Here is a 22,042-nt window from a genome sequence, read left to right on the forward strand (position 1 = left end):
GTAACAGCGGCGGACGTCGACACGACGGGCGGTGGCCGGCGTCGCGGTAGGAATTCCGCGCGGGCGCGCCGGACGAGTGGGGGCGCGCGGCCTGGGCTAGTGTAGTGCCCTGCTCGGTCCGTCCTCACTTTCCGCTACGGACGAAACGCGACGCGGAGGCACGTAACGCATGGTTCAGACCGTCACGCGGAAGGATGTCGTCACCTCCGATGCCCCGGAGTCGACCGACGTTCCCGCTGCCCCGGCCGGCCCGCTGAAGCGGTGGCTGTCGCTGGGCGTCCGCGTCGCCGTCGTCGTCGCCATCGCCGCCGGGATGGTCTGGAGCGTCGTCGACCAGTGGCCGCAGGTCCGGTCGACGTGGCTGGGCCTGGCCTGGCAGTCGGTGGTGCTGTCCGTCCTCGCGGCGCTCGCCGGCATGGTGGCCAACACGATGGCCTGGCGGGCCGCCGTGCGTGACCTGGAGCACCGGGTGTCCGTGCCCGCCGCCCTGCGCATCTGCCTGGTGGGCCAGCTCGGCAAGTACATCCCCGGCAGCGTGTGGGCGTACGTGCTCCAGGTCGAGCTGAGCCGGCGGGCCGGCCTGCCCCGGGCCCGCGCCTTCCTGGCCACCCTGGTCTCCCTGGGCCTCGGCGTGACGGCCGCGCTGGGCCTCGGCCTGCTGAGCCTGCCGGCGCTGCGCGACGCGGCCGGCGGGGGCGACTCCACCTACGCCGACTCGGTGCGGGTCGCGCTGTGGATCGTGGCGGCGCTGTTCCCGGTCGCGCTGGTCTGCGCGGTGCCGCGGGTGCTCACCGCGCTGGTGCAGCTCGCCCTGCGGGTGCTGCGCCGCCCGCCGCTGGAGCACCGCCTCACCTGGCCGGGTGTGTCGCGGGTGGTGGGCTGGAGCGCGCTGGGCTACGCCCTGTTCGGCGTGCACCTGTGGCTGCTGGCCAACGCCCAGGCCACCCCCGGCATGGAGGGGCTGCTGCGCAGCGTCGGGTCGTTCGCCATCGCGATGACCGTCGGCATGTTCGCCTTCCTCTCCCCCTCCGGGCTGGGCGTACGGGAGGCCGTGCTGGTCGCCGCGCTGGCCCCGTTCCTGGAGGGCAACGGCGGCGTCGGCGCCGCGATGGGCATCGCGCTGGCGTCCCGGCTCATCTTCACCATCGCCGACGTGCTCGCCGCCGGCCTGGCCGCCCTGTCCGGGGTGCGCCAGCTCCGCCGGGCGGCCCCGGCCGAGGCGGCCACCACCTCCGCCGGGTAGGACGCCCGGCGGCAGGGTCAGCGGGTGACGACGCTGGTGATCCGGGTGAACTCGCGCATCAGGTCGTACCCGTCCCAGGTCGCGGCGAAGCTCAGCGCGTCGCCGACCGGGACGATCCGGTCCACCCCGCGCCCGCCCAGCGCGCGGGCGAAGGCGACCAGTTCGTCGGCGGCGAAGCCGAAGTGGGTGACGGTCTGGTCACGGCGCACCACCACCGGCGCGAGGTCGGCGAGGCTGTCGAGGCGGGCCTGCGGGAACGTGCCGACGCCGAGCCAGCGGCGCGGGATGTCGCCCGGCCCGGCCAGCTCCACCGTCGCCAGGTCGTTGCCGTCGAAGCGGATGGCCGTCGCCACCCCCTCCACGGCCAGGCCGTAGGTGGCGACCCGCTTCTCCACCGCCATCGCGGCGTCCACCTCGGGCCGCTTGGCGTCGAGCACCGTACGCAGCCGGGCCAGCAGGTCCACGCGGGCGGCGTCGGTGCTGGCCGGGTCGCCGACCCAGTAGACGGTGCGGGGCGAGGCGCAGGCGGCCTGGTCGAACCAGTACGAGTCGTTGTAGAGGCCGAGGGCGGCGGCGTCGCGCTCGGACTCGGCGGCGGCGAGCCAGCCGGCCGCCCCGATCACCGTGAACGACGACCGGTCCGGGAAGGTCAGGTCCCGGGCGTGCGGGGCGAGCGGGTGCCGGCGGATCTCGCCGACCGACCGGTCGCCGCCCCAGATCACCCGCAGGTCCGCCGCGGCCGACAGCGCGGCGGTCACCGCGTCGTCCCGCCCGTACGTGACCATCCGCTGGGTCTGCCGGACCACGTCGTCGGCGTCGGCGAGGGTGTCGTCGAGCGCGTCGAGCACCGCGTCGGCGGCACCCGCCGACCGGGACGAGATCCGTACCACGTTGGCGTTGCCGGCGAGCGCGGACAGCGCCCACGAGTAGACGAAGATGGTGTCCACGTTGGCCGGCGGCACGTGGAAGACCAGCCCCCGCGGGAAGCGGAGCTGGCCGGGCTCGTCCGCGACCCGGGCCAGGGTCTTGGCGATCTCGCCCCGGCGCAGGAAGAAGCCGAGGGAGGCCAGCTCCGGGTGCCGGCGGGCCATCGCCGGGCGCAGCAGCCGCCGGGCGAACGCCACCAGGAACTCGACGATCCGGTCGTCGCCGACGGTCAGCGGGCCGCCGGCCGGCACCGCGCGCAACGCGCCGACCAGGTCGTCGACGGCGGTCGCACCGCCGGCCGGGAACCGCTCGACGACCTTGCCGCTCATGCCCGCCCCCCGCTGCGCCCGCCCATGCCGCCGCCTCCGTGCCCGCTCATGCCGCCGCCTCCGCGAACGTGTCGCTGCACCCGCGCGCCTCGGCGCGGGGCAGCCGGCCCAGGATGGAGAACCGCTTGCCCGGCCAGGCCCCGTCGTCGACGCCGTGCACGACGCCCCGGTCCTCGGTGAGCAGCAGGTGCCCCGGGTACGACCGGGGCATCGTGCTGACCACCTGTACCACCCCGGGGGTGCCCACGGGCACCTCCGCCCAGGTGTGCGGGTCGCGGACGATGACGTCGGCGAACTCGGGGCAGTAGAGGCCGCCGCCGTCCGGCCCCTCCAGGAACGTCGTGCCGATCTGCTCGACCATCCCGTAGAAGTTGTGGATGCGCCGCAGGCCCGTGTCGGCGGTGAAGCGGCGGCGGAACTCCGCGTTGTCGACCGCGCGGTCGACCAGCTTCTTCCAGCCGCCGCTGTGGATCAGGGTGCCGTTGCTCAGGTCGAACCGGTGCTCGCGGGCCAGCTCGTAGAGGTAGAGCCAGGTCATGAACGTGAAGCCGAAGATGAGGAACGGCTGGTCGCCGTGGCGGCCCAGGAAGTCGCGCACCGCGTCGGGGTCGGGCCGCTCCTGCTCGTCGAGGACGAAGGTGTGGTCGCGGCCGAAGTTCATCAGGCCGAGCACCCCGGCGCCCCGGGCGGAGAACGACGTGCGGTTCTTGAACAGGGCCTTCGTGTCGACCAGCAGCATCGGCAGCCGCTTCGTGCCGATCACCGCGCTCAGCGTGGCCGACAGCATCTTCTGCTGCACGCCCGCCGCCTCCTTGTCCAGGTAGATCCGGCTGACATCGCCGGTGGTGCCGGAGGAGGTGAGGACCTTGAAGACCTCGTCGTCGCCGATGCTCTTGAGGACGTGGTGCTTGAACAGCCGCACCGGCAGCCAGGGCAGGTCGGCGACCCGGTCGTAGCGGTGGCCGGGCAGGTGGCCGAGGGACGCGAGCAGGCGGGCGTACTCGGGGCTGCGGGCCCGGTGGTGCTCGGTCAGCTCGACCAGCTCCGGCAGGAGCCGGGCCTCGCGGGCCGCCTGGTCGAGGGCGAACAGGGTCATACCAGCGCCTCCAGGGAGCGGTAATCGATCTTGCCGTTGGGCAGCTGCGGCAACCGCTCGACCGTACGCACGTCGAAGCCCGACCGGTGCAGCCGCAGCCGCTCCGCCAGCCGCCCCGCCAGTGCCCGCGCGCCGTCGTCGGTGCCGCCCTCGACGAAGACGACGACCCGGTCCGGGCCGGACACGGCGACGACGGGCCCCTGGTCGCGGGCCAGCTCCTCGATGTCGTGCAGGTTGACCCGGATGCCGAAGACCTTGCCGAACCGCTTGAGCCGGCCGCGCAGCCAGACGAACCCGTCGGCGTCGAGGCAGCCCAGGTCACCTGTGCGCAGCACCCCGCCCTGCTCGTCGCCGCGGGTCAGGTCGGCGGCGCTCTCCGCGTACCCCATCATGACGTTGGGGCCGCGGTAGACCAGCTCGCCGACCACGCCGGGACGGTCGGTCTCCGCGCCGTCGGGGCCGAGCACCGTGAACGAGCCGCCGGGCAGGGCCGGGCCGACCGAGCCGACCCGGTCGGGCAGCGCGTCGGCCGGCAGGGTGCTCATCCGGGGCGCCGCCTCGGTGCAGCCCCACATGACGTGGAACCGGCCGCCCGTCTCGGCGATCCTGGCGTGGAAGGCGAGGATCGTCTCGTCGCGCAGCTTGCCGCCGGCCTGGGTGAGGGTGCGCAGCGTCGGATACTTCGCGGGGCTCCACCGGATCCGGTGCAGCATCTCGTAGTTGTGCGGCACCCCGGCCAGCGACGTCGCGCCGTACGCCGACACGGCCTGCCAGAACTCGCGGGCCAGCACGCCGCCGTCGACCACCAGGACGGTCGCGCCGACGGCGAGGTGGCTGTTGAGCACGGACATGCCGAAGCTGTAGTAGAGCGGCAGGCTGGTCGGGGCGACCTCGTCCGGGCCGATGGCCAGCACCCGCGCGATGGCCGCCGCGTTGGACTCCACGGCGGCGCGGGAGAGCCGGACGAACTTCGGGTCCCCCGTCGAGCCGGACGTGGCCAGCAGCACCGCGAGGTCCGGGTGCGGCTGGTCGGCGCAGGCCCGCTCGCGGACCCACACCGGGCCGAGCACCTCGTCGTCGACCGCGCGGTAGTCCCCGGGCCGCTCGCCGGGGTCCGCGCCCGCGCCGCCCTCGGCGAGGCCCACCACCACGGCCGGGGAGAAACGCCGGACGAAGTCGGCCAGCACCGCCGGGTCCAGCGCCGGGTCGAGCAGCGCCACCGGGCGCTGCGCGCGCAGCGCGCCCGCGTACCGCAGCACCGCCGGCACCGACGTGCCGCTGCGGGCGAAGACCACCCCGGGCGGGAACCCGGCGTACGCGGCGGCGTGCCGACCCACCTCGGCGGCGAGGCCCGCGCCGCCGAGGACGGCACCCGTGGCGGCGTCGATCAGCCGGGCGCTCGGGGCGACCAGGTTCATACGGGCCTTTCCTCCGGCCTGGGTGGGTCGAGTCGGGGCAGCGGAGAGCCGGTCATCCGGGCGAACGCCTCGAGGTGCCGCCGGGCCACCACGTCGAGGGTGAAGTTGGCGTGCACGAGCTCCCGCTGGGCCTTCGCGATCCACTCCCGCTCCTGCGGATCGTCGAGCAGCCGGATGACCACCTCGGCCAGGTCCGGCCCGTCGTTCGGCCGGGCGAGCACGAAGTTCTCCCAGTTGCGCAGCTCGACGGCCGGGAAGTTGGTCTCGGTGATGGTGCCGATGGTCGCCCGACCGGCCGCCATCGCCTCCAGGCTGGCCGTGCCGAAGCCGCTGCCCTGCAGGTCGTGGGTGACGATGTCGGCGGCGGCGAAGAAGGACGGCACGTCCGCCGGTGGCACCACACCCGTGGTGACGATCGCGTCGGTCACTCCCAGCTCGGCCGCCCGCTTCACGAAGGCGTCGTAGTAGATCCGGCCGACGATCATCACCTTGGTCTGCGGGTGCTTGTCGAGGATCGTCGGCAGCGCCTCGATCAGGGGCAACCGGTGACGCAGCGGGATGACGTGCCCGAGCGAGACGATCAGCGGCTGGTCGCCGATGCCGAACTCGGCCCGGACGTCGCGCGTCGGGGGCGCCTCGAACCGGCTCGGCTCCACCGCGACGGGAATGTACTCGAACTCGTCGCGGGTGGCGAGGTAGCGCTGCTCGCAGTACGCGCCGCAGAGCTCGTCCATGATGACGTAGCGCGGGCGGTAGCTGCGCAGGATCGGCTTCACCAGGAACCGGTCGAGGCCCTTGAACAACGCCGTGTACTTGGGGTCGGGGCTCTCCAACCGGGTGTGCACCGACAGCAGCACGGGAATCTTGTTCCGCCGGGCGTACCAGCCGGAGATCCAGGTCAGGTCGAAGAACTGACCGTGCTGGTGGATCACGTCCGGTCGGAAGCCGTCGAGCAGCCTGCGCACCCGGCGCAGGTTGGCCGGGCGCGCCAGCGCGAAGGCCATGTCGAAGTCGATCGACAGGCCGAGCTGCGGCATCGGCATCGCGGGCAGCCGGACCACCCGGTATCCGTCGCGCTCCTCCTCGGCGGGCGCGTCCTGGTACGCCGCTGTCAGCACCAGCACCTCGTGACCGGCAGCCACGTACCGCGCGGCGAGTGAGGCGGACAGGTGGGAACTGCCACCCGGCCGGGGCGGGAAGAAGTTGTTGACAACAGCGATCCGCACGGTGGTGACTCCTGTCAGCTCCGGTGGGGGACGGCGTGACCGGAGGAAGACCTGGACACGTGTGGGTATCGGTCGGGACGGTTCCGGCGCACCGCGCCACGCTACCGCAACCCTGGGCGGGTCACCGTGGACCGACCCGGCGCCCCGGCGTGGCCGAACTGTCCCCGCAACGAGATTGGACGACTCCGCCGGCACCGTCGATGACGTGCGAACGAACGTTGGGCGAACGCCTGTGGGCAGCACGTCTGGCAGCCGCTGATCGGCTGATCCCTCCAGTAGGCTGGCCGACCGTAACCAGACCGGTCCAGGCGGTGGCGAGCCGCCGGACCACGCCTGGGCCAGAATCAACCGCTGCTGAGAAGGAGCAACCCGTGCCGCTGTCCGACCGGCTCCGCGCCGTCTTCGTCGAGGCTCTGGAACTGGGCGGGGAGGTGGACGTGGAGAACCTCAAGTACCGCGAGATCGAACAGTGGGACTCGCTGGGCCACATGACCCTCGTCGCAGCGATCGAGGAAGAGTTCGACGTCCAGCTCGACACCGAACAGGTCATCGAGATGAGCAGTTTCAAGGTTGCCCTGGACATGCTGTCCGGGATGGGCGTTCGTGCCTGAGTCGGCGCGCGCCCTCGACGGGCGGGTGGCAGTGGTGACGGGTGCCACCCGAGGGATCGGCCGGGCAACGGCCGAGGCGCTTGTCGCCGCCGGAGCCTCGGTGATCGTCACCGGCCGCGACGGCGACGTGGCGCAGCGTGCGGCAAAGGAGGTCGGCGCCGCCGAGGGTCTTGCCCTCGACGTCACCGACCCCGGGCAGGTCGGCGCGGTGTTCAGGACGATCGCGTCCGGGCACGGCCGGATCGACGCACTGGTGGCCAACGCGGGCGTGCTGGAGAACGCACCGATCGGCATGATCAGACCGGACCTGGTCGCCCGGATGCTGGACACCAACGTGGCCGGCACGATCTCCACCGTGCAGGCCGCAGCCCGGGTGATGATGCGCAAGAAGGGCGGCTCGATCGTCCTGCTCGCGTCCATCCTGGGCGAACGCGGCAGCGCCGGACAGACCGCGTACGCGGCGTCGAAGGCGGCGGTGACCGCGATCGCCAGGTCGGCGGCGAAGGAACTCGGGCCGCGCGGCATCCGGGTCAACGCGGTCGCGCCCGGGCTCATCGAGACCGACCTGATTCGCGACCTGCCGGCTGAGCTGATCGAGCAGCGGGTGGCCGACACCGCACTGCGCCGACTGGGTAGCCCGGAGGACGTCGCCCGGGTAATCCGGTTCCTGCTCTGCGACGATGCCGCGTTCGTCACCGGACAGGTCATCGGCATCGACGGCGGCCTGGTGCTCTGACCCGATCGGCCAGTGCACAGGCCGTCGTCAGCCGGCCGATGCGCCGTCGATGGCCACGAAGTCGGGCGTGCCGTCGGCGGCGAACTCGACCCGGGCAACCGGACGGGCGGGAACTCCGGCGACCACCGTCCGGGCGGGCACGTCCCGGGTGACCACGGCACCAGCCGCGACCACGGCCGATTCGCCGATGGTCACGCCCATCATCACGGTGGCGTTCGCCCCGATGAACACCCGGTCGCCGATGGTGACCGGGGCACGGTCGACCATGGCGTAGGCCCGACCCGAGACGCAGCGCCTGGCCGACGAGTGGGTGTAGATCTGCGCCCCGCTGGAGATGTCGCAGCCGGCCCCGATGGTCAACCCACCGGAGCCGTCCACGACGGTGAAGGCGCCGATCCAGGTTCCCTCGCCGATGACCGGGTCGCCAACGATCCAGGCGTGTGCGTGCCACCGGTTCGGTGGCAGTTCTGCGGCAGGCACGCGCGTCAGGCCACCTCGACCTTGATCAGGTCGGTCATCCCGTCCTCGACCGCGATGGTCGGCTCCCAGCCCAGCACCTCGCGGGCCCGGGTGATGTCCGCCGCGCGGCGGCTGACCAGCACCTCGCGCGGGTTGAACTGCGGTTCCACGTCCACCCCGACGGCCTTGATGAGGATCTCGGCGAGCGTGGCCACCGAGGTGTCGATGCCGGTGCCGATGTTGACCGGCACGTTGCCCTGCTCGGCCTCCAGCGCGGCGACCACCGAGCGGGCGATGTCGTGGACGTGGATGAAGTCCATCGACTGCTCGCCCCGGCCGTCGATGATCGGCGGCTGGCCGGTCTTCAACCGCTTGACGAAGTGGTTGATCACGGAGGTGTAGTACGCGGTCGGCTTCTGGCCGGGGCCGTACACGTTGAAGAAGCGCAGGGCGATCCAGTTGAGGCCCTTGCTGCGCTGGTAGAAGGCGAGCAGGTCCTCGCCGGCCCGCTTGGAGATGCAGTACGGGGTGAGCGGGTCGAGCCGGTCGTCCTCGTGCATCGGCAGCTTCTTCGGGTCGCCGTACACGGAGGCGGAGGAGGCGAACACGAGCCGCTTCACGCCGTGGTCGGCGGCGGCCGCGAAGACGTTGTGGTTGCCGACCATGTTGATGTCGATCGACTCGTACGGGTCGGCCTGGCTCTTGTTGATGGAGACCGCCGCGAGGTGGACGACGAGGTCGCAGCCCTTCATGGCCGCGTGCACCGCGCCGCCGTAGCGCACGTCCTGGTCGACGAGTTCGACGTCACCGGTGGCCGCCAGCTTGGCGACCTGCTCCCGGTCGCCGCGGAACATGTTGTCGAAGATGCGGACCCGGTAGCCCTTGTCCAGCAGGAGCGGCACCACGTGCAGGCCGATGAAGCCCGCACCCCCGGTGATGAAGACGGTCTGCTTCGACATGTCGTGCGATGTCCTTCCTGAAGGAGATCAGCGGCCGGTGGCGGCGCTGGCGACGACGTCGACCAGAGTGGCGACGACGGTCTCGACCTGAGAGTCGGTGAGGTTGGCGTGCATCGGGATGGCCAGGTGCCGGGCGAACAGGTCCGCCGAGACCGGGCACGGCGCCGACTGGCCGTAGAGCGGCTGCACGTGCGAGGCGTACGTGCCGAAGGTGCACTGCACGCCGCGTCGGCGCAGCCCCAGGGCGACCGCGCCGCGGTCGATCGAGGGATCGAGGGTCACCACGTACGACTGCCAGGGGTGCTCGCGGTCCGGCGCCTCGTGGGGGGTGACGATCAGCTCGTGGTCCTTGAGCAGCTCGCCGTAGCGGGCGGCGGTGCGCCGCTTGGCGGCGAGCAGGTCCGGCAGCCGGTCGAGCTGGGCGAGCATGATCGCCGCCGCCACGTCGGAGAGCCGGTAGTTGTAGCCCAGCTCGGTGAAGGCCGGAATCGGCAGGTCGGACAGCTCGGCCCGGGTCAGCGCGCCCTCCACCCCGTACGTGTGCAGCTTGCGGGCGTGCGCGGCGAGGTCGTCGCGGTCGGTGACGTAGGCCCCGCCCTCGCCGGCGGTGATGCCCTTGCGGCCGTGGAAGCTGAAGGTGGCGACGTCGGCCAGGCTGCCGGCGGGGCGGCCCTTGTAGGTGGCGCCCGCCGCGCACGCGGCGTCCTCGACCAGGAACAGCCCGTGCCGGTCGGCGATGGCCCGCAGCTCGTCGTAGTCGGCCGGCTGGCCGAAGGCGTCGACGGCGATGATGCCGACGGTGCGGGGGGTGATGGCGGCCTCGACGGCGGCCGGGTCCACGGTCCAGATGTCGGGCCGCACGTCGGCGAAGACGGGCTTCGCGCCGGCCCACATCACGGCGTGGCCGGTGGCCGGGAAGGTGTAGTCGCCGACGACGACCTCGTCGCCGGGTCGCACCCCGAGGGTGAGCAGCGCGAGGTGCAGGGCCGAGCCGCAGTTGGCGGTGGTCAGGGCGTGTCGGGTGCCGGTGGCGGCGGCGAAGCGCTCCTCGAAGCGGCGGCAGGTGGGCCCGGCGCCGGCCAGCCAGCCGGAGGCGAAGACCTCGGCGATCGCCGCGAGCTCCGCTTCACCGACGGTGGGCTGGCCGAGCGCGATGACGTCGTCTGACATGAGGCTCCCTAGAAGACGGACCCGGTGAGTGTAGGCACCCCCGGCCGGCAGCGACGAATCGGGCACGCCGGGCGCTGGTTACCATCGGTGGTCGCCTGGCGGAGGCGACGACCGGGCAGGGGAGAGCGTGATGACGAGGTTCGTGGTCGTCGGCGGCGGCATCGTCGGCCTGGCGGTCGCCCACCGGCTGGTGACCGACCGGCCGGGCGACTCCGTCACGGTGCTGGAGAAGGAGGCCGGCTGGGCGGCGCACCAGACCGGGCACAACTCCGGCGTGATCCACGCCGGGGTCTACTACAAGCCGGGCAGCCTCAAGGCCACCCTGTGCCGGGCCGGCAGCGCGTCGATGGTCGAGTTCTGCGCCGACCACGGGCTGCCGTACGAGGTCTGCGGCAAGCTGATCGTCGCCACCGACGCGGCGGAACTGCCCCGGCTGCGGGCGTTGCACGAGCGGGCCGAGGCCAACGGCCTGCCGGTGCGGCTGGTCGGGGCGGCCGAGGCCGCCGAGCACGAGCCGCACGTGGCGGCCGTCGCCGCGCTGCACGTGGCTTCGACGGGCATCGTCGACTACGGCGCGGTCTGCCGGAAGCTGGCGGAGCTGCTCGCCGCCGCCGGGGGGGACCTGCGCACCCGCGCCGAGGTGACGGGGGTGGCCGACCGGCCGGGGGGCGTGGTGGTCACCACCACGGCCGGCGAGGTGGTCGCGGACGTGCTGATCAACTGCGCGGGGCTGCACGCCGACCGGGTCGCCCGGCTGGCGGGGGTGCCGACGCCGGTGCGGATCGTGCCGTTCCGGGGCGAATACTACGAGCTGACCCCGCAGCGGCGCGGCCTGGTACGGGGGCTGATCTACCCGGTGCCGGACCCGCAGTTCCCGTTCCTCGGGGTGCACCTGACGAAGATGATCGACGGCAGCGTGCACGCCGGCCCGAACGCGGTGCTGGCCACCGCGCGGGAGGGCTACTCGTGGGGGCGGTTCAGCCCGCGCGACGTGTGGGACGAGCTGACGTACCGGGGGCTGTGGGCGCTGGGCCGGCGGCACTTCCGGTACGGGCTGACCGAGGTGGCCCGGTCGCTGTCGAAGGCGAGGTTCGCGGCGAGCCTGGCCCGGCTGGTGCCGGAGCTGACGCCGGCCGACATCGTCCGGGCCGGCGCGGGGGTGCGCGCGCAGGCGATCCTGCCCGACGGTGGCCTGGTCGACGACTTCCTGATCGTCGAGGCGGACCGGCAGGTGCACGTGCTGAACGCACCCTCCCCCGCCGCGACCAGTTCGCTGGAGATCGCCCGGCACATCGTGTCCCGGCTGCCGGTGGACACCGCCCGCTGAGGCGGCGGGCGGGACGGCTCAGGTCGGCGGGACGGCCTGCTTCGGGCGCACGGTCAGCTTCGGGTGGGCGGGCTCGTCAGGCGGGGGCGGCGTCGCGCTGCCTCGGCACGGCGCCGGCCGCGCCGAGGCCGGTGGCGACGGCCTCCACCAGCGCGTCGAGGTACGCCTCGGTCGGCATCGTGCGGGTGATCGCCAGCCGCCAGTACAGCGGTCCGACGATCAGGTCCACGGCGGCGCCGGGCTCGGTGTCGGCGGGCAGTTCGCCCCGGGCGACGGCGCGGGCGACGAGCGACCCGCCGACCTCCTGCTGCTGGGCCCGCAGCGCCGCCTGGAGGGTGGCGTCGATCTCGGGGTTGCGGGCGGCCTCGGCCAGCAGGTCGGGCACGATCTGCGCGGCCAGGGGGTGGCTCAGGGCGTGCGCGACCACCCGCAGCAGCAGGCCGAGGTCGCCGCGCAGGCTGCCGGTGTCCAGGCTCGGCAGCTTGCTGCCGGCGGCGGCGCCGACGACCTCGACGACCAGCTCCAGCTTGGAACTCCAGCGCCGGTAGATCGCGGTCTTGCTGACCCCGGCCCGGCGGGCGACGGCCTCGATGGAGAGCCGGCCGTAGCCGACGGCGGCCAGCTCCTGCATCAGCGCGCGGCGGATGGCCGTGGTGATCTCGCCCCGCAGCACCGCCGCGCCGGCCGGCGCGCGCCTCTTCTCGGTGGTCACGGCAGACTCTTCTCGCGCGTCACGGCAGACCCTCCTCGGCTGTCACGTGGGACAATGTACCGCAACGACGCTACGGTTGCGTCCCGACGTGGTTATGGACTACCTTCCACGCAGCGACGAGGCGGCGCTCCCACGCACCGGCCACCGGCGAACCCGTCGTCGCACCCCCCCCGTTGGTACAACAGACGCACCCCGCTGGCACGACAAGATCGGAGCGCCCATCCCATGGCCAACACCGCGCTGGCCGACCCCGACGCAGGCCTGACCCAGGCGCAACTGGCCGCCCGGTACGGGCTGCGGGTCGCCGGCGAGCGGCCGTCCCTGGCGGAGTACACCCGCCGCCTGTGGGCGTACCGGCACTTCATCGCCGCGTACTCGAACGCCAAGCTGGTCGCCTCGTTCAGCAACGCCCGGCTCGGGCAGCTCTGGCAGGTGCTCACCCCGCTGACGAACGCGGCGGTCTACTACCTGATCTTCGGCCTGGTGCTGAAACAGAACAGCATCCCGAACTTCATCGCGTACCTGACCGCCGGGTTGTTCATCTTCAACTTCACCCAGACCGCGGTGCAGAACGGCACCCAGTCGATCACCAGCAACCTGGGGCTGATCCGGGCGCTGCACTTCCCCCGGGCCTGCCTGCCGCTGGCCGTCATGCTCACCCAGTTCCAGCAGCTGATGGCCTCGCTGGTGGTGCTGATGGGCATCGTGCTGGTCACCGGCGAGCCGCTCACCGTCGAGTGGCTGCTGCTCGTGCCAGTCGTGCTGCTCCAGGCGCTGTTCAACGCCGGGCTCACCATGGCCGTGGCCCGGATGGGCTCGAAGGTCGCCGACCTCAAGCAGGTGATGCCGTTCCTGGTGCGCACCTGGATGTACGGCTCCGGCGTGCTCTACAACGTCGCGCTGTTCGAGGAGAGCCTGCCGAGCTGGGCGACCCGGATCGTCGAGGCGAACCCGATGCTGGTCTACATCGAGCTGGCCCGGCACGCGCTGCTGGAGGGGGCGCCGCTGCTCAACTCCTCCATGGTCCAGGCGTGGACGTACGCGGTGGCCTGGGCGGTCGTGATGGGCGTGGGTGGTTTCATCTACTTCTGGCGGGGCGAACAGGAGTACGGCCGTGGCTGAGCACATCGAGGCGTCCAACGACGTCACCGTGACACTGCCGAGGATCGTCGAGCGCATCCCGACCGTGGTGGTCGACGACGCGCACGTGATCTACCGGGTGCACAAGGGCGCCGCCGGCGGCACCAGCCCGGTGGCCGCGCTGAAGCGGATCATGTCCCGCACGTCCGCGCCGAACATCCGGGAGGTGCACGCGGTCAAGGGGGTCAGCTTCACCGCGTACCGGGGCGAGGCGATCGGGCTGATCGGCAGCAACGGCTCCGGCAAGTCCACCCTGCTGCGGGCCATCGCCGGGCTGCTGCCGGTCAACCGGGGCGCCGTCTACACGCAGGGGCAGCCGTCGCTGCTCGGCGTCAACGCCGCCCTGCTCAACGACCTGCCCGGTGAGCGCAACGTCACCCTCGGCTGCCTCGCCATGGGCATGCAGCCGGCCGACGTGGCCCGGCTCGCCCCGGAGATCATCGAGTTCTCCGGGATCAACGAGCGCGGCGACTTCGCCTCGCTGCCGATGCGGACGTACTCCTCCGGCATGGCCGCCCGGCTGCGCTTCTCCATCGCGGCGGCGAAGAAGCACGACGTGCTGCTGATCGACGAGGCCCTGGCCACCGGCGACAAGGGCTTCCGCAAGCGCAGCGAGCAGCGGGTGCGGGAGCTGCGGGAGGGCGCGGGAACGGTGTTCCTGGTCAGCCACCAGCTCTCCTCGGTGCGGGACACCTGCGAACGGACGATCTGGCTGGAATCGGGCGTGCTGCGGATGGACGGCCCGACCGACGAGGTGCTGCGCGCGTACGAGGACTTCTCCAACAAGAAGTAAGGTTGCGGCGTCCGTACGGTGTCGTGCGGGTGTCTTCCCCACCGCGTCGTCCCTGGGGGGCGGCGCGGTGGTTGCGTTATGGTTCACCCGGCCGCCGTGCGGCCGTCACCCCCTGTTCGCAAACCGTGAGAGTGAGGATCGGCAATGACGCAGGACCACACCACTGGCCCGGACGCCACACCGGAGACCCCGGCGCCGTGGCGGCCCTCGCGGACGGTGGCGGTGGTGCTGGCGGGCGGGACCGGGACCCGGCTCGGCCTCGGCATCCCCAAGCAGCTGCTGAAGATCGCCGGCAAGCCGATCATCGAGCACACCCTGGCGGTCTTCGAGGCGGCCCCCGAGATCGACGAGATCATCGTGCTGATGGCCGACGGGCACGTCCCCGACGCCCAGCAGATCGTCGACAAGGCCGGCTTCCGCAAGGTCAGCAAGGTCATCGCCGGCGGTGACACGCGCAACGCCACCACCCGCATCGCGCTGGACGCGGTCGGCGAGGGCGACGTCAACATCCTCTTCCACGACGCGGTGCGCCCGCTGCTCAGTGGCCGGATCGTGCGGGAGTGCGTCAACGCGCTCTGGACGTACTCGGCGGTCGACGTGGCGATCCCGTCGGCCGACACGATCATCCAGGTCGACGACAACGACTGCATCACCGACATCCCGGTGCGCTCCACGCTGCGCCGGGGGCAGACCCCGCAGGCGTTCCGGTCCGGCACGATCCGCGAGGCGTACCGGGTCGCCGCCGGCGACCCCGACTTCGCCGCCACCGACGACTGCGGCGTCGTGCTGCGCTACCTGCCGGGCACCCCGATCAAGGTGATCGACGGCTCGGACGAGAACATCAAGGTCACCCACCCGGTCGACGTGCACCTGGCGGACAAGCTGTTCCAACTCGCCGCCGCGCAGGCCCCCCGGCTGACCGACCGGGGCTACACCGAGGAGCTGACCGGCCGCACGATCGTCGTGTTCGGGGGCAGCTACGGCATCGGCCACGAGCTGACCGAGCTGGCCCGCCGCCACGGCGCGCAGGTCTTCCCGTTCAGCCGCTCCACCACCGGCACCCACGTCGAGCGCGCCGAGGACGTCGAGGCCGCGCTGAAGACCGCCTTCGAGGCCACCGGCCGGATCGACCACGTGGTCGTCACCGCCGGCATCCTGGAGAAGGGCGAGCTGGCCGAGATGGACCAGGAGACGATGGACCGCGTCCTGCACGTCAACTTCGTCGGCCCGGTCACCATCGCCCGGCAGTCGCTGCCGTACCTGCAGCAGACCAAGGGCCAGCTGCTGCTCTACACCTCCAGCTCGTACACCCGGGGCCGGGCCCGCTACGCGCTCTACTCGGCCACCAAGGCCGCCCTGGTCAACCTCACCCAGGCGCTGTCCGACGAGTGGGCCGAGTTCGGCGTACGGGTCAACTGCATCAACCCGGAGCGCACCGCCACGCCGATGCGCACCAAGGCGTTCGGCGAGGAGCCCGAGCACACCCTGCTGGCCGCCGAGACCGTCGCCCAGTCGTCGCTGGACGTGCTGATCTCCGAGCTGACCGGGCAGGTCATCGACGTGCGCCGGGCGCCGGGCGAGCTGCCCGCCGCGGGCGTGCCCGCCCAGGCCAGCCGGGCGTCCGCCCCGGCCCCGGCCCCGGCCGGCTGACAGGTCGACGGCCACCGCGACGGGCGAAGGAAGCGAAGCGACATGCGTGGTGACCTGGTCAGGAAGCTGGCCGCCCGGGTGGCGGCCACCGGCCTGGCGGTGCTGGCGTTCCTCACCCTCGCCCTGACCGGGGCGACGGGCTGGGGCCTGGCGCTCGCGGTGGCGGCCCTCGTCGCCGCCGGCTGGGAGCGCCGGGTCCGCCCCGCCGCCGACAGCACCGCCGAGGCGGTGCTGCTCGCCGCCGGCATCCTCGTCGGGTACGCGCGGCGGCTCGACGCCGGCTTCGACCCGGCGCTGGCGGCGACGGCCCTGGTGCTGCTGGGGCTGGTGCTGCTGGTGGGGCCGCTGCGGCAGGCCGGCGACCTGGAGATCCGGGCGGCGAACCTGCCCGTGCGGTCGTGGACCCCGCTGGTCGCGGCCCGGCTGGGCGACGCCCTGCTGGTGCTGCTCGCCGTGGTGGCGCTGGCCGCCGCCCTGGTGCTGCCGGCCTGGGTCGCCCTGCTGGTGGCCCTCGCCGTCGGCGCGGGGGCCGGGGCGGTCGCGGCCGACCTGGCGAAACGGCGGTTCCGGCCCGGGGCGGGCGGCTCGGCGGTGGCCCGGGCGCTGCGGGCGCACCGGCCGGAGTTCCTGCTGCACTTCTCCGCCCCGCCCGGGTCGGAATACCAGGTCACCATGTGGCTGCCGTACCTGGAGCGGATCGGCCGGCCGTTCTTCGTGATGGTGCGCGAGCCGGAGTTCCTCGCCCCGATCGCCGCGGCCACCAGCGCCCCGGTCGTCTACTGCCCGACGCTGAAGGCGATGGACGAGGCGCTGGTGCCGAGCCTGAAGGTGGCGTTCTACGTCAACCACGGGGCGAAGAACAGCCACTGCATCCGGTTCTCGCAGCTCACCCACGTGCAGATCCACCACGGCGACAGCGACAAGGCCCCGAGCGCCAACCCGGTCACGGCGCTGTTCGACCGCAACTTCGTGGCCGGGCGGGCGGCGATCGACCGGTACGCCCGGGCCGGGGTGGACATCCCGGCGGAGAAGTTCGTCGTGGTCGGCCGCCCGCAGGTCGAGTCGATCGAGGTACGCCGCGTGCCGGCCACCGGCCTGGCGAACCCGACGGTGCTGTACACCCCGACCTGGACGGGGCACCACGCCGACGCCAACTACTGTTCGCTGCCGGTGGGCGAGACGATCGTGCGGGGGCTGCTGGCCCGGGGCGCGACGGTGATCCTGCGCGCCCACCCGTACACGGGGCAGAACCCGGCGTCGGCGCGGCAGCTCGCCCGGCTCACGGAGCTGCTGGCGGCGGACCGGGCCCGCACCGGGCGGCAGCACGTCTTCGGGGCGGCGGCCAGCAGGGAGCTGTCCCTGGTCGACTGCGTCAACCGCTCCGACGCGCTCGTCTCGGACGTCTCCGGCGTCATCTCCGACTACCTCTACTCCGGCAAGCCGTACGCGGTGACGGACATGGTCGGCGACGGCGACCGGTTCGTCGAGCGGTTCCCGCTGGCCGGCTCGGGTTACGTGCTGCGGCGCGACGCGGGCAACCTCGACGAGGTGCTCGGTCTGCTGCTGGACACCGACCCGAAGGCGGCGGCCCGCTGGGGCACCCGGGCCCACTACCTGGGCGACTTCCCGGCCGAGTCGTACGCCGAGGCGTTCCTTTCGGCGGCCCGCCGGGAGCTGGAGCCGGGCTGGAACCCCCCGGCCCCGCGCGCCGCCGACGCGATGAGCCACTCCCCCACCGCCTGATCGTCCCGCCTCCGATTCTTGGACAGGTGCTGTTCGCCCTGAACCGCAACTGTCCAAGAATCGAGGCCGCCCCCGCCTGCCCGGAGACGGCACCAGCCCCGGCTCTCTGCGCAGGAGAGCCGGGGCCGGTGGGGGGAGGGTGATGTCAGGCCGAGTAGCCCCGCGTCGCCGCCCAGTGGGCCAGCGCGGCGGTGCTGATCCAGTACGCCGGGACGGCCGGGTCCGCCGAGTCGGCGATGCGCACGGTCCGCCCGGAGTCGCGGTAGCCGACGACGGCGATGTAGTGGCCGCCGGGGAACGAGTGCCAGCCGCCGTCGACGTCGGTGGCGTCGCCGGCGATGTTGACCACGACGCCGCGACCGGCGCTGACCGCCTTCACCACGTCGGCCCGGAGCCGCTCCGTCTCCGCCGAGGTGGCGGCACCGCCGGGGATCAGCCGGGTCCGGTACGGCTCGCCCTTGACCATCTCGTTGAGCACGCGGGTGGTGTCGTAGGCCGAGTTGGTGCCCATCTCGGTGGTGCCGAGGCGGGCGGCCAGGTCGTCCTGGGTGCCGTCGACGCCGGTGGCGGAGAGCGCGTTGCGCACCGCAGCCGGGCCGCAGTAGTAGTAGGTGGTCTGGGCCTCGTAGTCGTAGTCGAGGACCTTCGACGACGGCGGCTTCGGCGCCGCGGGCTTCGCCGTGGTCTTCTTCGGCGTCGCCGAGGCCGTCAGGTCGGGGTTCGGGGCGGCCGAGGTGGCGCTCGGCGACGGCGCGGCGCTGCTCGGGGAGGCGAGCGGCGCGGCGATCCGGGCCTGGGCGCGGCTGGCCGCGCCGTCGAGGCGGGGTGCCACCTCGGCCACGGCGGCGTTGGTGGTCCGCTGCGGGGCGGGGGCGTCGTCGTCGACGGCGGCGAGCAGCGCGCCGGTGCCGGAGGCCAGCAGCAGCGCCGCGGCGGAGCCGGCGACGACCTGGTACGGGCGTTCTGTGGCGAGTCGCCGCAGGTGCCGCTTGAGCTGATCGTTCACGTGTTCCTCCACGGGACGGGGGCGGAAGCGGAGGCACCCGGGCGCGCGTCGGCGCACGGCAGCGCGGACGTGTCCGCGGCCGGGTGGGGTCCGCTTTCTGGGGCGCCCGCTCAGGCGGGCGTACGCAGGGGTGCGACGGTCAGTGCGCCGGCTCGGCGGCGGCGGACACGGGCACCGGGCTCCGTGGTGGAGGAACAACCCGGGGGGTGGGGTCAAACTGCACGAGGATGGAACTCCTTCCGACACCGCCTACCGGGTTAGCTGACGGATTCGGGCGGGAAGATCGCCCTACCGCAGGCCGTGGCCCGCGGATTCACCCCGGACGTGCAATGGGTCCCCGGTTCGTGATCGTCACGATTGAGCGGGTCGGCGCGGCGTCGCCTCTTGCGATCGGGTACCGCACCGGACGGGCCGACACTACTGGCCGACGAAAGCCCTGCCAACCCCACGCTACCTGCTTAAACGTCCCCTGGCCGACCTATTTACGGGGCATTCGGAGACTGACGTGACTCAATGGTACTGCCGACCCATCCGACGCCAACGAACCCGCAACGGGACGACGCGGCCCGAATCTCGGCGAATACCGCCCCGGATCAAACCGAATAGCCCCGCCTGCCCGATCCCACCCCACCATGACCCGCCTCACACCCACCCAACCCGCCCCCGCCGCGTCCCGCCTCGGTGATCAAGAGAAAAAGCGTCAGGGTTGATCTCCGCGATGACTCAAACCTCTTGATCACCGCGATCACCGCGATCACCGTGGTCGCCGCGATCACCACCACCGCGGTGTCCGCGGTTACCGGGCCGGGGCGGGGCGGGGTGGGCGCCAGCCGGTGATCCCGAGGACCCTGCCGGAGGCCGTTGCGCTGGTCGTCGGCGCGTGGGCGGGCCGGGCGCGCTCGGCGGCGGCGTACGCCTCGGCGGCCAGCGCCCGGGCGGCCTCGGCCGCCAGTTCGGCATCGCCCCACGCGGCCCGCTCGCGCGCGGCGGCGGCACGGTAGCGGGCCAGCCTGCCGTCCCGGACGGCCCGGGCCAGGACGACCTCCTGCTCCACCGGGTGCAGCCGGGGGTCCCAGCCGCCCCGGCGGGCGAAGACGTCGCAGAGCTGCCCGATGGACAACTCGCCCCGCAGGTGGGCCGCCGTGGCGGCGTGGTGCAGCCAGCGCTCCCGGGCCGCGTACTCGGCGGGGGTACGCGGGGTGTGCGGCGTCGGCAGCGCGCCCGCGTCGCGGAAGCGTCGGGCGGCGGTCTCCGCCTCGTCGTACGCCTGCCAGGCCCGCTCGGCGGCGTCCTGGGCGGCCGTCCAGGCGGCCCGTCGGCGGCGGGCGTTCTGCGCCGCCCCGGCGGCGGCCACCGCCACCTCCTCGGCGTACCGGCGCAGGTCGGCGGCGGCCGGGGCGGGCGGGGCGGCGGGCCGGGCCGGGGGCTCGACGGCGGCAGGGCGGTCCCGCTCGGGGCGGGCGACCAGCACGGCGAGCACGGTGAGCGCCAGCACGAGCAGCACGGACCAGATGGCGGCGGCCAGCGGCACCTCGGTCAGGAACTGGTAGAGAACGATGTCCATGGTCGGCACCTCGCGGGCAGGGAGGCGGAAAGGGATCCGGGCCGCCGCCGGGCGGGACGCCTGCGGCGTACGGGCCCGGCGGCTGGGGCGGCGGTGGGTGAGGGTCGTCGGCGACGGTGGTGGCGGGCGCGGCCCGCCGCGTGGCTCAGGCGGCCGGCGGCGCGCGGGGGCCGACGGCGGCGGGGACGAGCCCGGTCGGCACCCGCTGCGGGGCCGGCGCGGCGACCTGCGGGGGCCCGGCCTCGGCGGGCGGCGGTGCGTCGGCGGGCGGCCACGGGCCGGCGGCACCCGCTGCGGCGGTGGAGCCGGCGGCGATGGACCCGGTGGCGGCGGATGCCGCGACGGTGCGGGCCTCCGCGACGGCGGCGGACCCCGCAACGGAGGCGGCGGCGACGGCAGGGCCGGAGCCGGCCTGGCCGGGGTCGACGCCGGCGGGGAGCATCGTGCCCGGCGGCAGCGACGCGGCACCGAGGGAGAACGCGACCACGACGGCGAGGGTCGCCAGCGTCCGCGCCGTCCAGCGCGCGACCCACCACAGGGGACAGGTCAGCGCGACGGGAAGCACCCGTCCACGCTACCGCCACCGGCCGCGCCACGCACCGCCGGCGAGCGTGTCACCTGCTGAACGCGGCGTGGCGCACCACGGGCGATGCACCACTGGCCACGCGCCCGCCGGCCACCCGCCACCGGCGGCGGGGTCAGGGGCCGGGTCGGCGGCGGAGCGGGCGGCGGGTCAGGCGGCGGCCGGGGCGCGGGGTCGGCGCGGCGGCCCGAGCCGGCGGGTCAGCGGCATCTCCACCCACCGGTGCAACAGCGCGGCCAGGCCGAGGTTGACCAGCAGGAAGCCGAGCGCCGCCAGCGGGCCCCACCAGCCGGGCAGCCCCGTGCCGAGCCGGTCGGCCAGCCGCAGGACGGTGATCATGACGAAGACGTGCACCAGGTAGAAGGCGAAGGAGACCTCGCCGAGCCAGACCATCGGCCGGGACCGCCACGGCGTCCGCGCGCCGCGCACGTCCGCGTCGGCGGCGGCCACGATGACCAGCAGGTACGCCGCCGCGAGCAGCGCCGCCCACAGCTCGGCGCGGATCCACTGGGCGGCGACCACCCAGGTGACGACGAACATGACGCTGGCGGCGGTGAGCCCCGGGCCGCGCCAGCGCCCCCGGCGCAGCAGCTCGGCGGCGGCCACCCCCATCCAGAACTCCAGGGACCGCACGACCGGGAAGATCTGGGTGAACCACCAGGTGCTCTCCTGCGGCACCAGGCGCTGCCCCGGCCAGAGCGCCACGATCAGCAGCGGCACGGCCGCCACCACCGCCCACAGCGCCCCGACCGGGGCCCGGCGCACCAGCGGCAGCGCGAACGGCAGGCAGACGTAGAAGAACAGCTCGCAGGAGAGCGACCAGCTCACCGAGTTGACGCTGTAGAAGTAGCCGGGCGTCGGGTCCCACGCCTGGACCAGGAACAGGTTCTCCACAGCGGCGCGGACGTTGACCGGGTCGGCGAAGACCCACACCCCGGTCACCAGCACCACCGCCCACATCAGCAGGTGGTTCGGGTAGATCTTGGCGAGCCGGCGGCGCAGGAAGTCGCGTCGGCGGTCCCCGTCGCGGGCCGACCAGACCAGCACGAAGCCGCTGAGGATGAAGAAGAACTCGACGCCGGACAGGCCCAGCGTGAACAGCCAGTCGACGACGGCCTTGGCCTCGGGCTGGCCGACGATCCGCATGGTGCCGACGTGGTAGCCGAAGACGAGCAGGGCGGCGACCCAGCGCAGCCCGGTCAGCGAGGGCAGCCGGCTGGCCGAACGGGCCGGCGCGTCGGGGCGTACGACGGTCGGGGTGCCGGGGAGGCCGGCGGCCCGACCGGCCGCGGGGGTCACCAGCACCGCTCTCCTCCTCGCGGACGCCCCGGGTCGAGGCCGCCGCCCGGG

At 73.5% G+C, this 22,042-nt stretch carries 20 protein-coding genes and 1 riboswitch; of the genes, 8 read left to right on the forward strand and 12 right to left on the reverse strand.

Annotated features, from left to right (window positions below; translation table 11 throughout):
• The first annotated feature begins 169 nt into the window (after nt 1-169).
• Nucleotides 170-1,243, forward strand: coding sequence for a lysylphosphatidylglycerol synthase domain-containing protein (locus LPA42_RS04405; protein ID WP_077937090.1), 1,074 nt, complete (start codon nt 170-172; stop codon nt 1,241-1,243).
• A 17-nt stretch (nt 1,244-1,260) separates the two neighbouring features.
• Here the strand turns inward: LPA42_RS04405 and LPA42_RS04410 are convergent, their stop codons facing one another.
• From LPA42_RS04410 to LPA42_RS04425, 4 genes are read right to left on the reverse strand one after another with little or no spacing between them, the layout of a single operon-like run.
• Entirely contained in the window at nt 1,261-2,499 is a 1,239-nt protein-coding gene (locus tag LPA42_RS04410) for an acyl-CoA reductase (protein WP_077937089.1), read from the reverse strand.
• A gap of 46 nt (nt 2,500-2,545) precedes the next feature.
• The gene (locus LPA42_RS04415) at nt 2,546-3,595 is read right to left on the reverse strand and encodes an acyl-protein synthetase (protein WP_077937088.1); all 1,050 of its coding nucleotides are present in this window, start codon (nt 3,593-3,595) and stop codon (nt 2,546-2,548) included.
• On the reverse strand, nt 3,592-5,013 hold the full coding sequence (locus LPA42_RS04420; RefSeq protein ID WP_077937087.1) for an AMP-binding protein: 1,422 nt from the start codon (nt 5,011-5,013) through the stop codon (nt 3,592-3,594). The genes LPA42_RS04415 and LPA42_RS04420 overlap by 4 nt, the downstream gene beginning before the upstream one ends.
• Nucleotides 5,010-6,239: a glycosyltransferase family 4 protein gene (locus LPA42_RS04425; protein ID WP_077937086.1), complete on the reverse strand. Its 1,230-nt coding sequence runs from the start codon at nt 6,237-6,239 to the stop codon at nt 5,010-5,012. The genes LPA42_RS04420 and LPA42_RS04425 overlap by 4 nt, the downstream gene beginning before the upstream one ends.
• A gap of 371 nt (nt 6,240-6,610) precedes the next feature.
• On the opposite strand from LPA42_RS04425, the gene LPA42_RS04430 reads away from it, so the two are divergent.
• Nucleotides 6,611-6,850 carry an acyl carrier protein gene (locus tag LPA42_RS04430; RefSeq protein WP_077937085.1) on the forward strand — a complete coding sequence of 80 codons (240 nt, stop codon included), beginning with the start codon at nt 6,611-6,613 and terminating at the stop codon, nt 6,848-6,850.
• Nucleotides 6,843-7,586: an SDR family NAD(P)-dependent oxidoreductase gene (locus LPA42_RS04435; RefSeq protein WP_077937084.1), complete on the forward strand. Its 744-nt coding sequence runs from the start codon at nt 6,843-6,845 to the stop codon at nt 7,584-7,586. Before LPA42_RS04430 ends, LPA42_RS04435 begins: the two co-directional genes overlap by 8 nt.
• Nucleotides 7,587-7,613: 27 nt before the next feature.
• Here the strand turns inward: LPA42_RS04435 and LPA42_RS04440 are convergent, their stop codons facing one another.
• From LPA42_RS04440 to LPA42_RS04450, 3 genes are read right to left on the reverse strand one after another with little or no spacing between them, the layout of a single operon-like run.
• Entirely contained in the window at nt 7,614-8,066 is a 453-nt protein-coding gene (locus tag LPA42_RS04440) for a DapH/DapD/GlmU-related protein (RefSeq protein ID WP_077937083.1), read from the reverse strand.
• 5 nt (nt 8,067-8,071) lie between these two features.
• Nucleotides 8,072-9,004 (reverse strand): NAD(P)-dependent oxidoreductase, encoded by a 933-nt coding sequence (locus LPA42_RS04445; protein WP_077937082.1) that lies wholly within the window; start codon nt 9,002-9,004, stop codon nt 8,072-8,074.
• A 27-nt stretch (nt 9,005-9,031) separates the two neighbouring features.
• Nucleotides 9,032-10,174 (reverse strand): DegT/DnrJ/EryC1/StrS aminotransferase family protein, encoded by a 1,143-nt coding sequence (locus LPA42_RS04450; RefSeq protein WP_077937081.1) that lies wholly within the window; start codon nt 10,172-10,174, stop codon nt 9,032-9,034.
• Between the two features lie 130 nt (nt 10,175-10,304).
• On the opposite strand from LPA42_RS04450, the gene lhgO reads away from it, so the two are divergent.
• Entirely contained in the window at nt 10,305-11,501 is a 1,197-nt protein-coding gene (lhgO, locus tag LPA42_RS04455; RefSeq protein ID WP_077937080.1) for an L-2-hydroxyglutarate oxidase, read from the forward strand.
• Between the two features lie 76 nt (nt 11,502-11,577).
• Here the strand turns inward: lhgO and LPA42_RS04460 are convergent, their stop codons facing one another.
• Complete coding sequence (locus LPA42_RS04460) at nt 11,578-12,213, reverse strand: TetR/AcrR family transcriptional regulator (RefSeq protein ID WP_077937079.1); 636 nt, start codon at nt 12,211-12,213, stop codon at nt 11,578-11,580.
• 225 nt (nt 12,214-12,438) lie between these two features.
• On the opposite strand from LPA42_RS04460, the gene LPA42_RS04465 reads away from it, so the two are divergent.
• The 4 genes from LPA42_RS04465 (at nt 12,439) to LPA42_RS04480 (ending at nt 17,539) form a co-directional block, all read left to right on the forward strand.
• Entirely contained in the window at nt 12,439-13,335 is an 897-nt protein-coding gene (locus LPA42_RS04465; RefSeq protein ID WP_077937078.1) for an ABC transporter permease, read from the forward strand.
• Complete coding sequence (locus LPA42_RS04470) at nt 13,328-14,146, forward strand: ABC transporter ATP-binding protein (RefSeq protein ID WP_043962767.1); 819 nt, start codon at nt 13,328-13,330, stop codon at nt 14,144-14,146. Before LPA42_RS04465 ends, LPA42_RS04470 begins: the two co-directional genes overlap by 8 nt.
• Before the next feature lie 144 nt (nt 14,147-14,290).
• Complete coding sequence (locus LPA42_RS04475; protein ID WP_077937077.1) at nt 14,291-15,796, forward strand: bifunctional cytidylyltransferase/SDR family oxidoreductase; 1,506 nt, start codon at nt 14,291-14,293, stop codon at nt 15,794-15,796.
• 42 nt (nt 15,797-15,838) lie between these two features.
• On the forward strand, nt 15,839-17,539 hold the full coding sequence (locus LPA42_RS04480; RefSeq protein WP_077937076.1) for a CDP-glycerol glycerophosphotransferase family protein: 1,701 nt from the start codon (nt 15,839-15,841) through the stop codon (nt 17,537-17,539).
• A 145-nt stretch (nt 17,540-17,684) separates the two neighbouring features.
• On the opposite strand, the gene LPA42_RS04485 is transcribed toward LPA42_RS04480, so the two are convergent.
• The 4 genes from LPA42_RS04485 to LPA42_RS04500 form a co-directional block, all read right to left on the reverse strand.
• Nucleotides 17,685-18,557, reverse strand: a complete 873-nt coding sequence (locus LPA42_RS04485; protein WP_077937075.1) for a C39 family peptidase — start codon at nt 18,555-18,557, stop codon at nt 17,685-17,687.
• 219 nt (nt 18,558-18,776) lie between these two features.
• Nucleotides 18,777-18,919: riboswitch (cyclic di-AMP (ydaO/yuaA leader) on the reverse strand.
• 422 nt (nt 18,920-19,341) lie between these two features.
• Nucleotides 19,342-20,109: a hypothetical protein gene (locus LPA42_RS04490; RefSeq protein ID WP_091282809.1), complete on the reverse strand. Its 768-nt coding sequence runs from the start codon at nt 20,107-20,109 to the stop codon at nt 19,342-19,344.
• A gap of 145 nt (nt 20,110-20,254) precedes the next feature.
• Nucleotides 20,255-20,674 carry a hypothetical protein gene (locus tag LPA42_RS04495; RefSeq protein WP_228986352.1) on the reverse strand — a complete coding sequence of 140 codons (420 nt, stop codon included), beginning with the start codon at nt 20,672-20,674 and terminating at the stop codon, nt 20,255-20,257.
• 168 nt (nt 20,675-20,842) lie between these two features.
• Complete coding sequence (locus LPA42_RS04500) at nt 20,843-21,997, reverse strand: acyltransferase (protein ID WP_228986337.1); 1,155 nt, start codon at nt 21,995-21,997, stop codon at nt 20,843-20,845.
• Between the last annotated feature and the right edge of the window lie 45 nt (nt 21,998-22,042).

The organism is Micromonospora sp. DH13, from assembly GCF_020873825.1.
Taxonomy (GTDB): domain Bacteria; phylum Actinomycetota; class Actinomycetes; order Mycobacteriales; family Micromonosporaceae; genus Micromonospora; species Micromonospora haikouensis.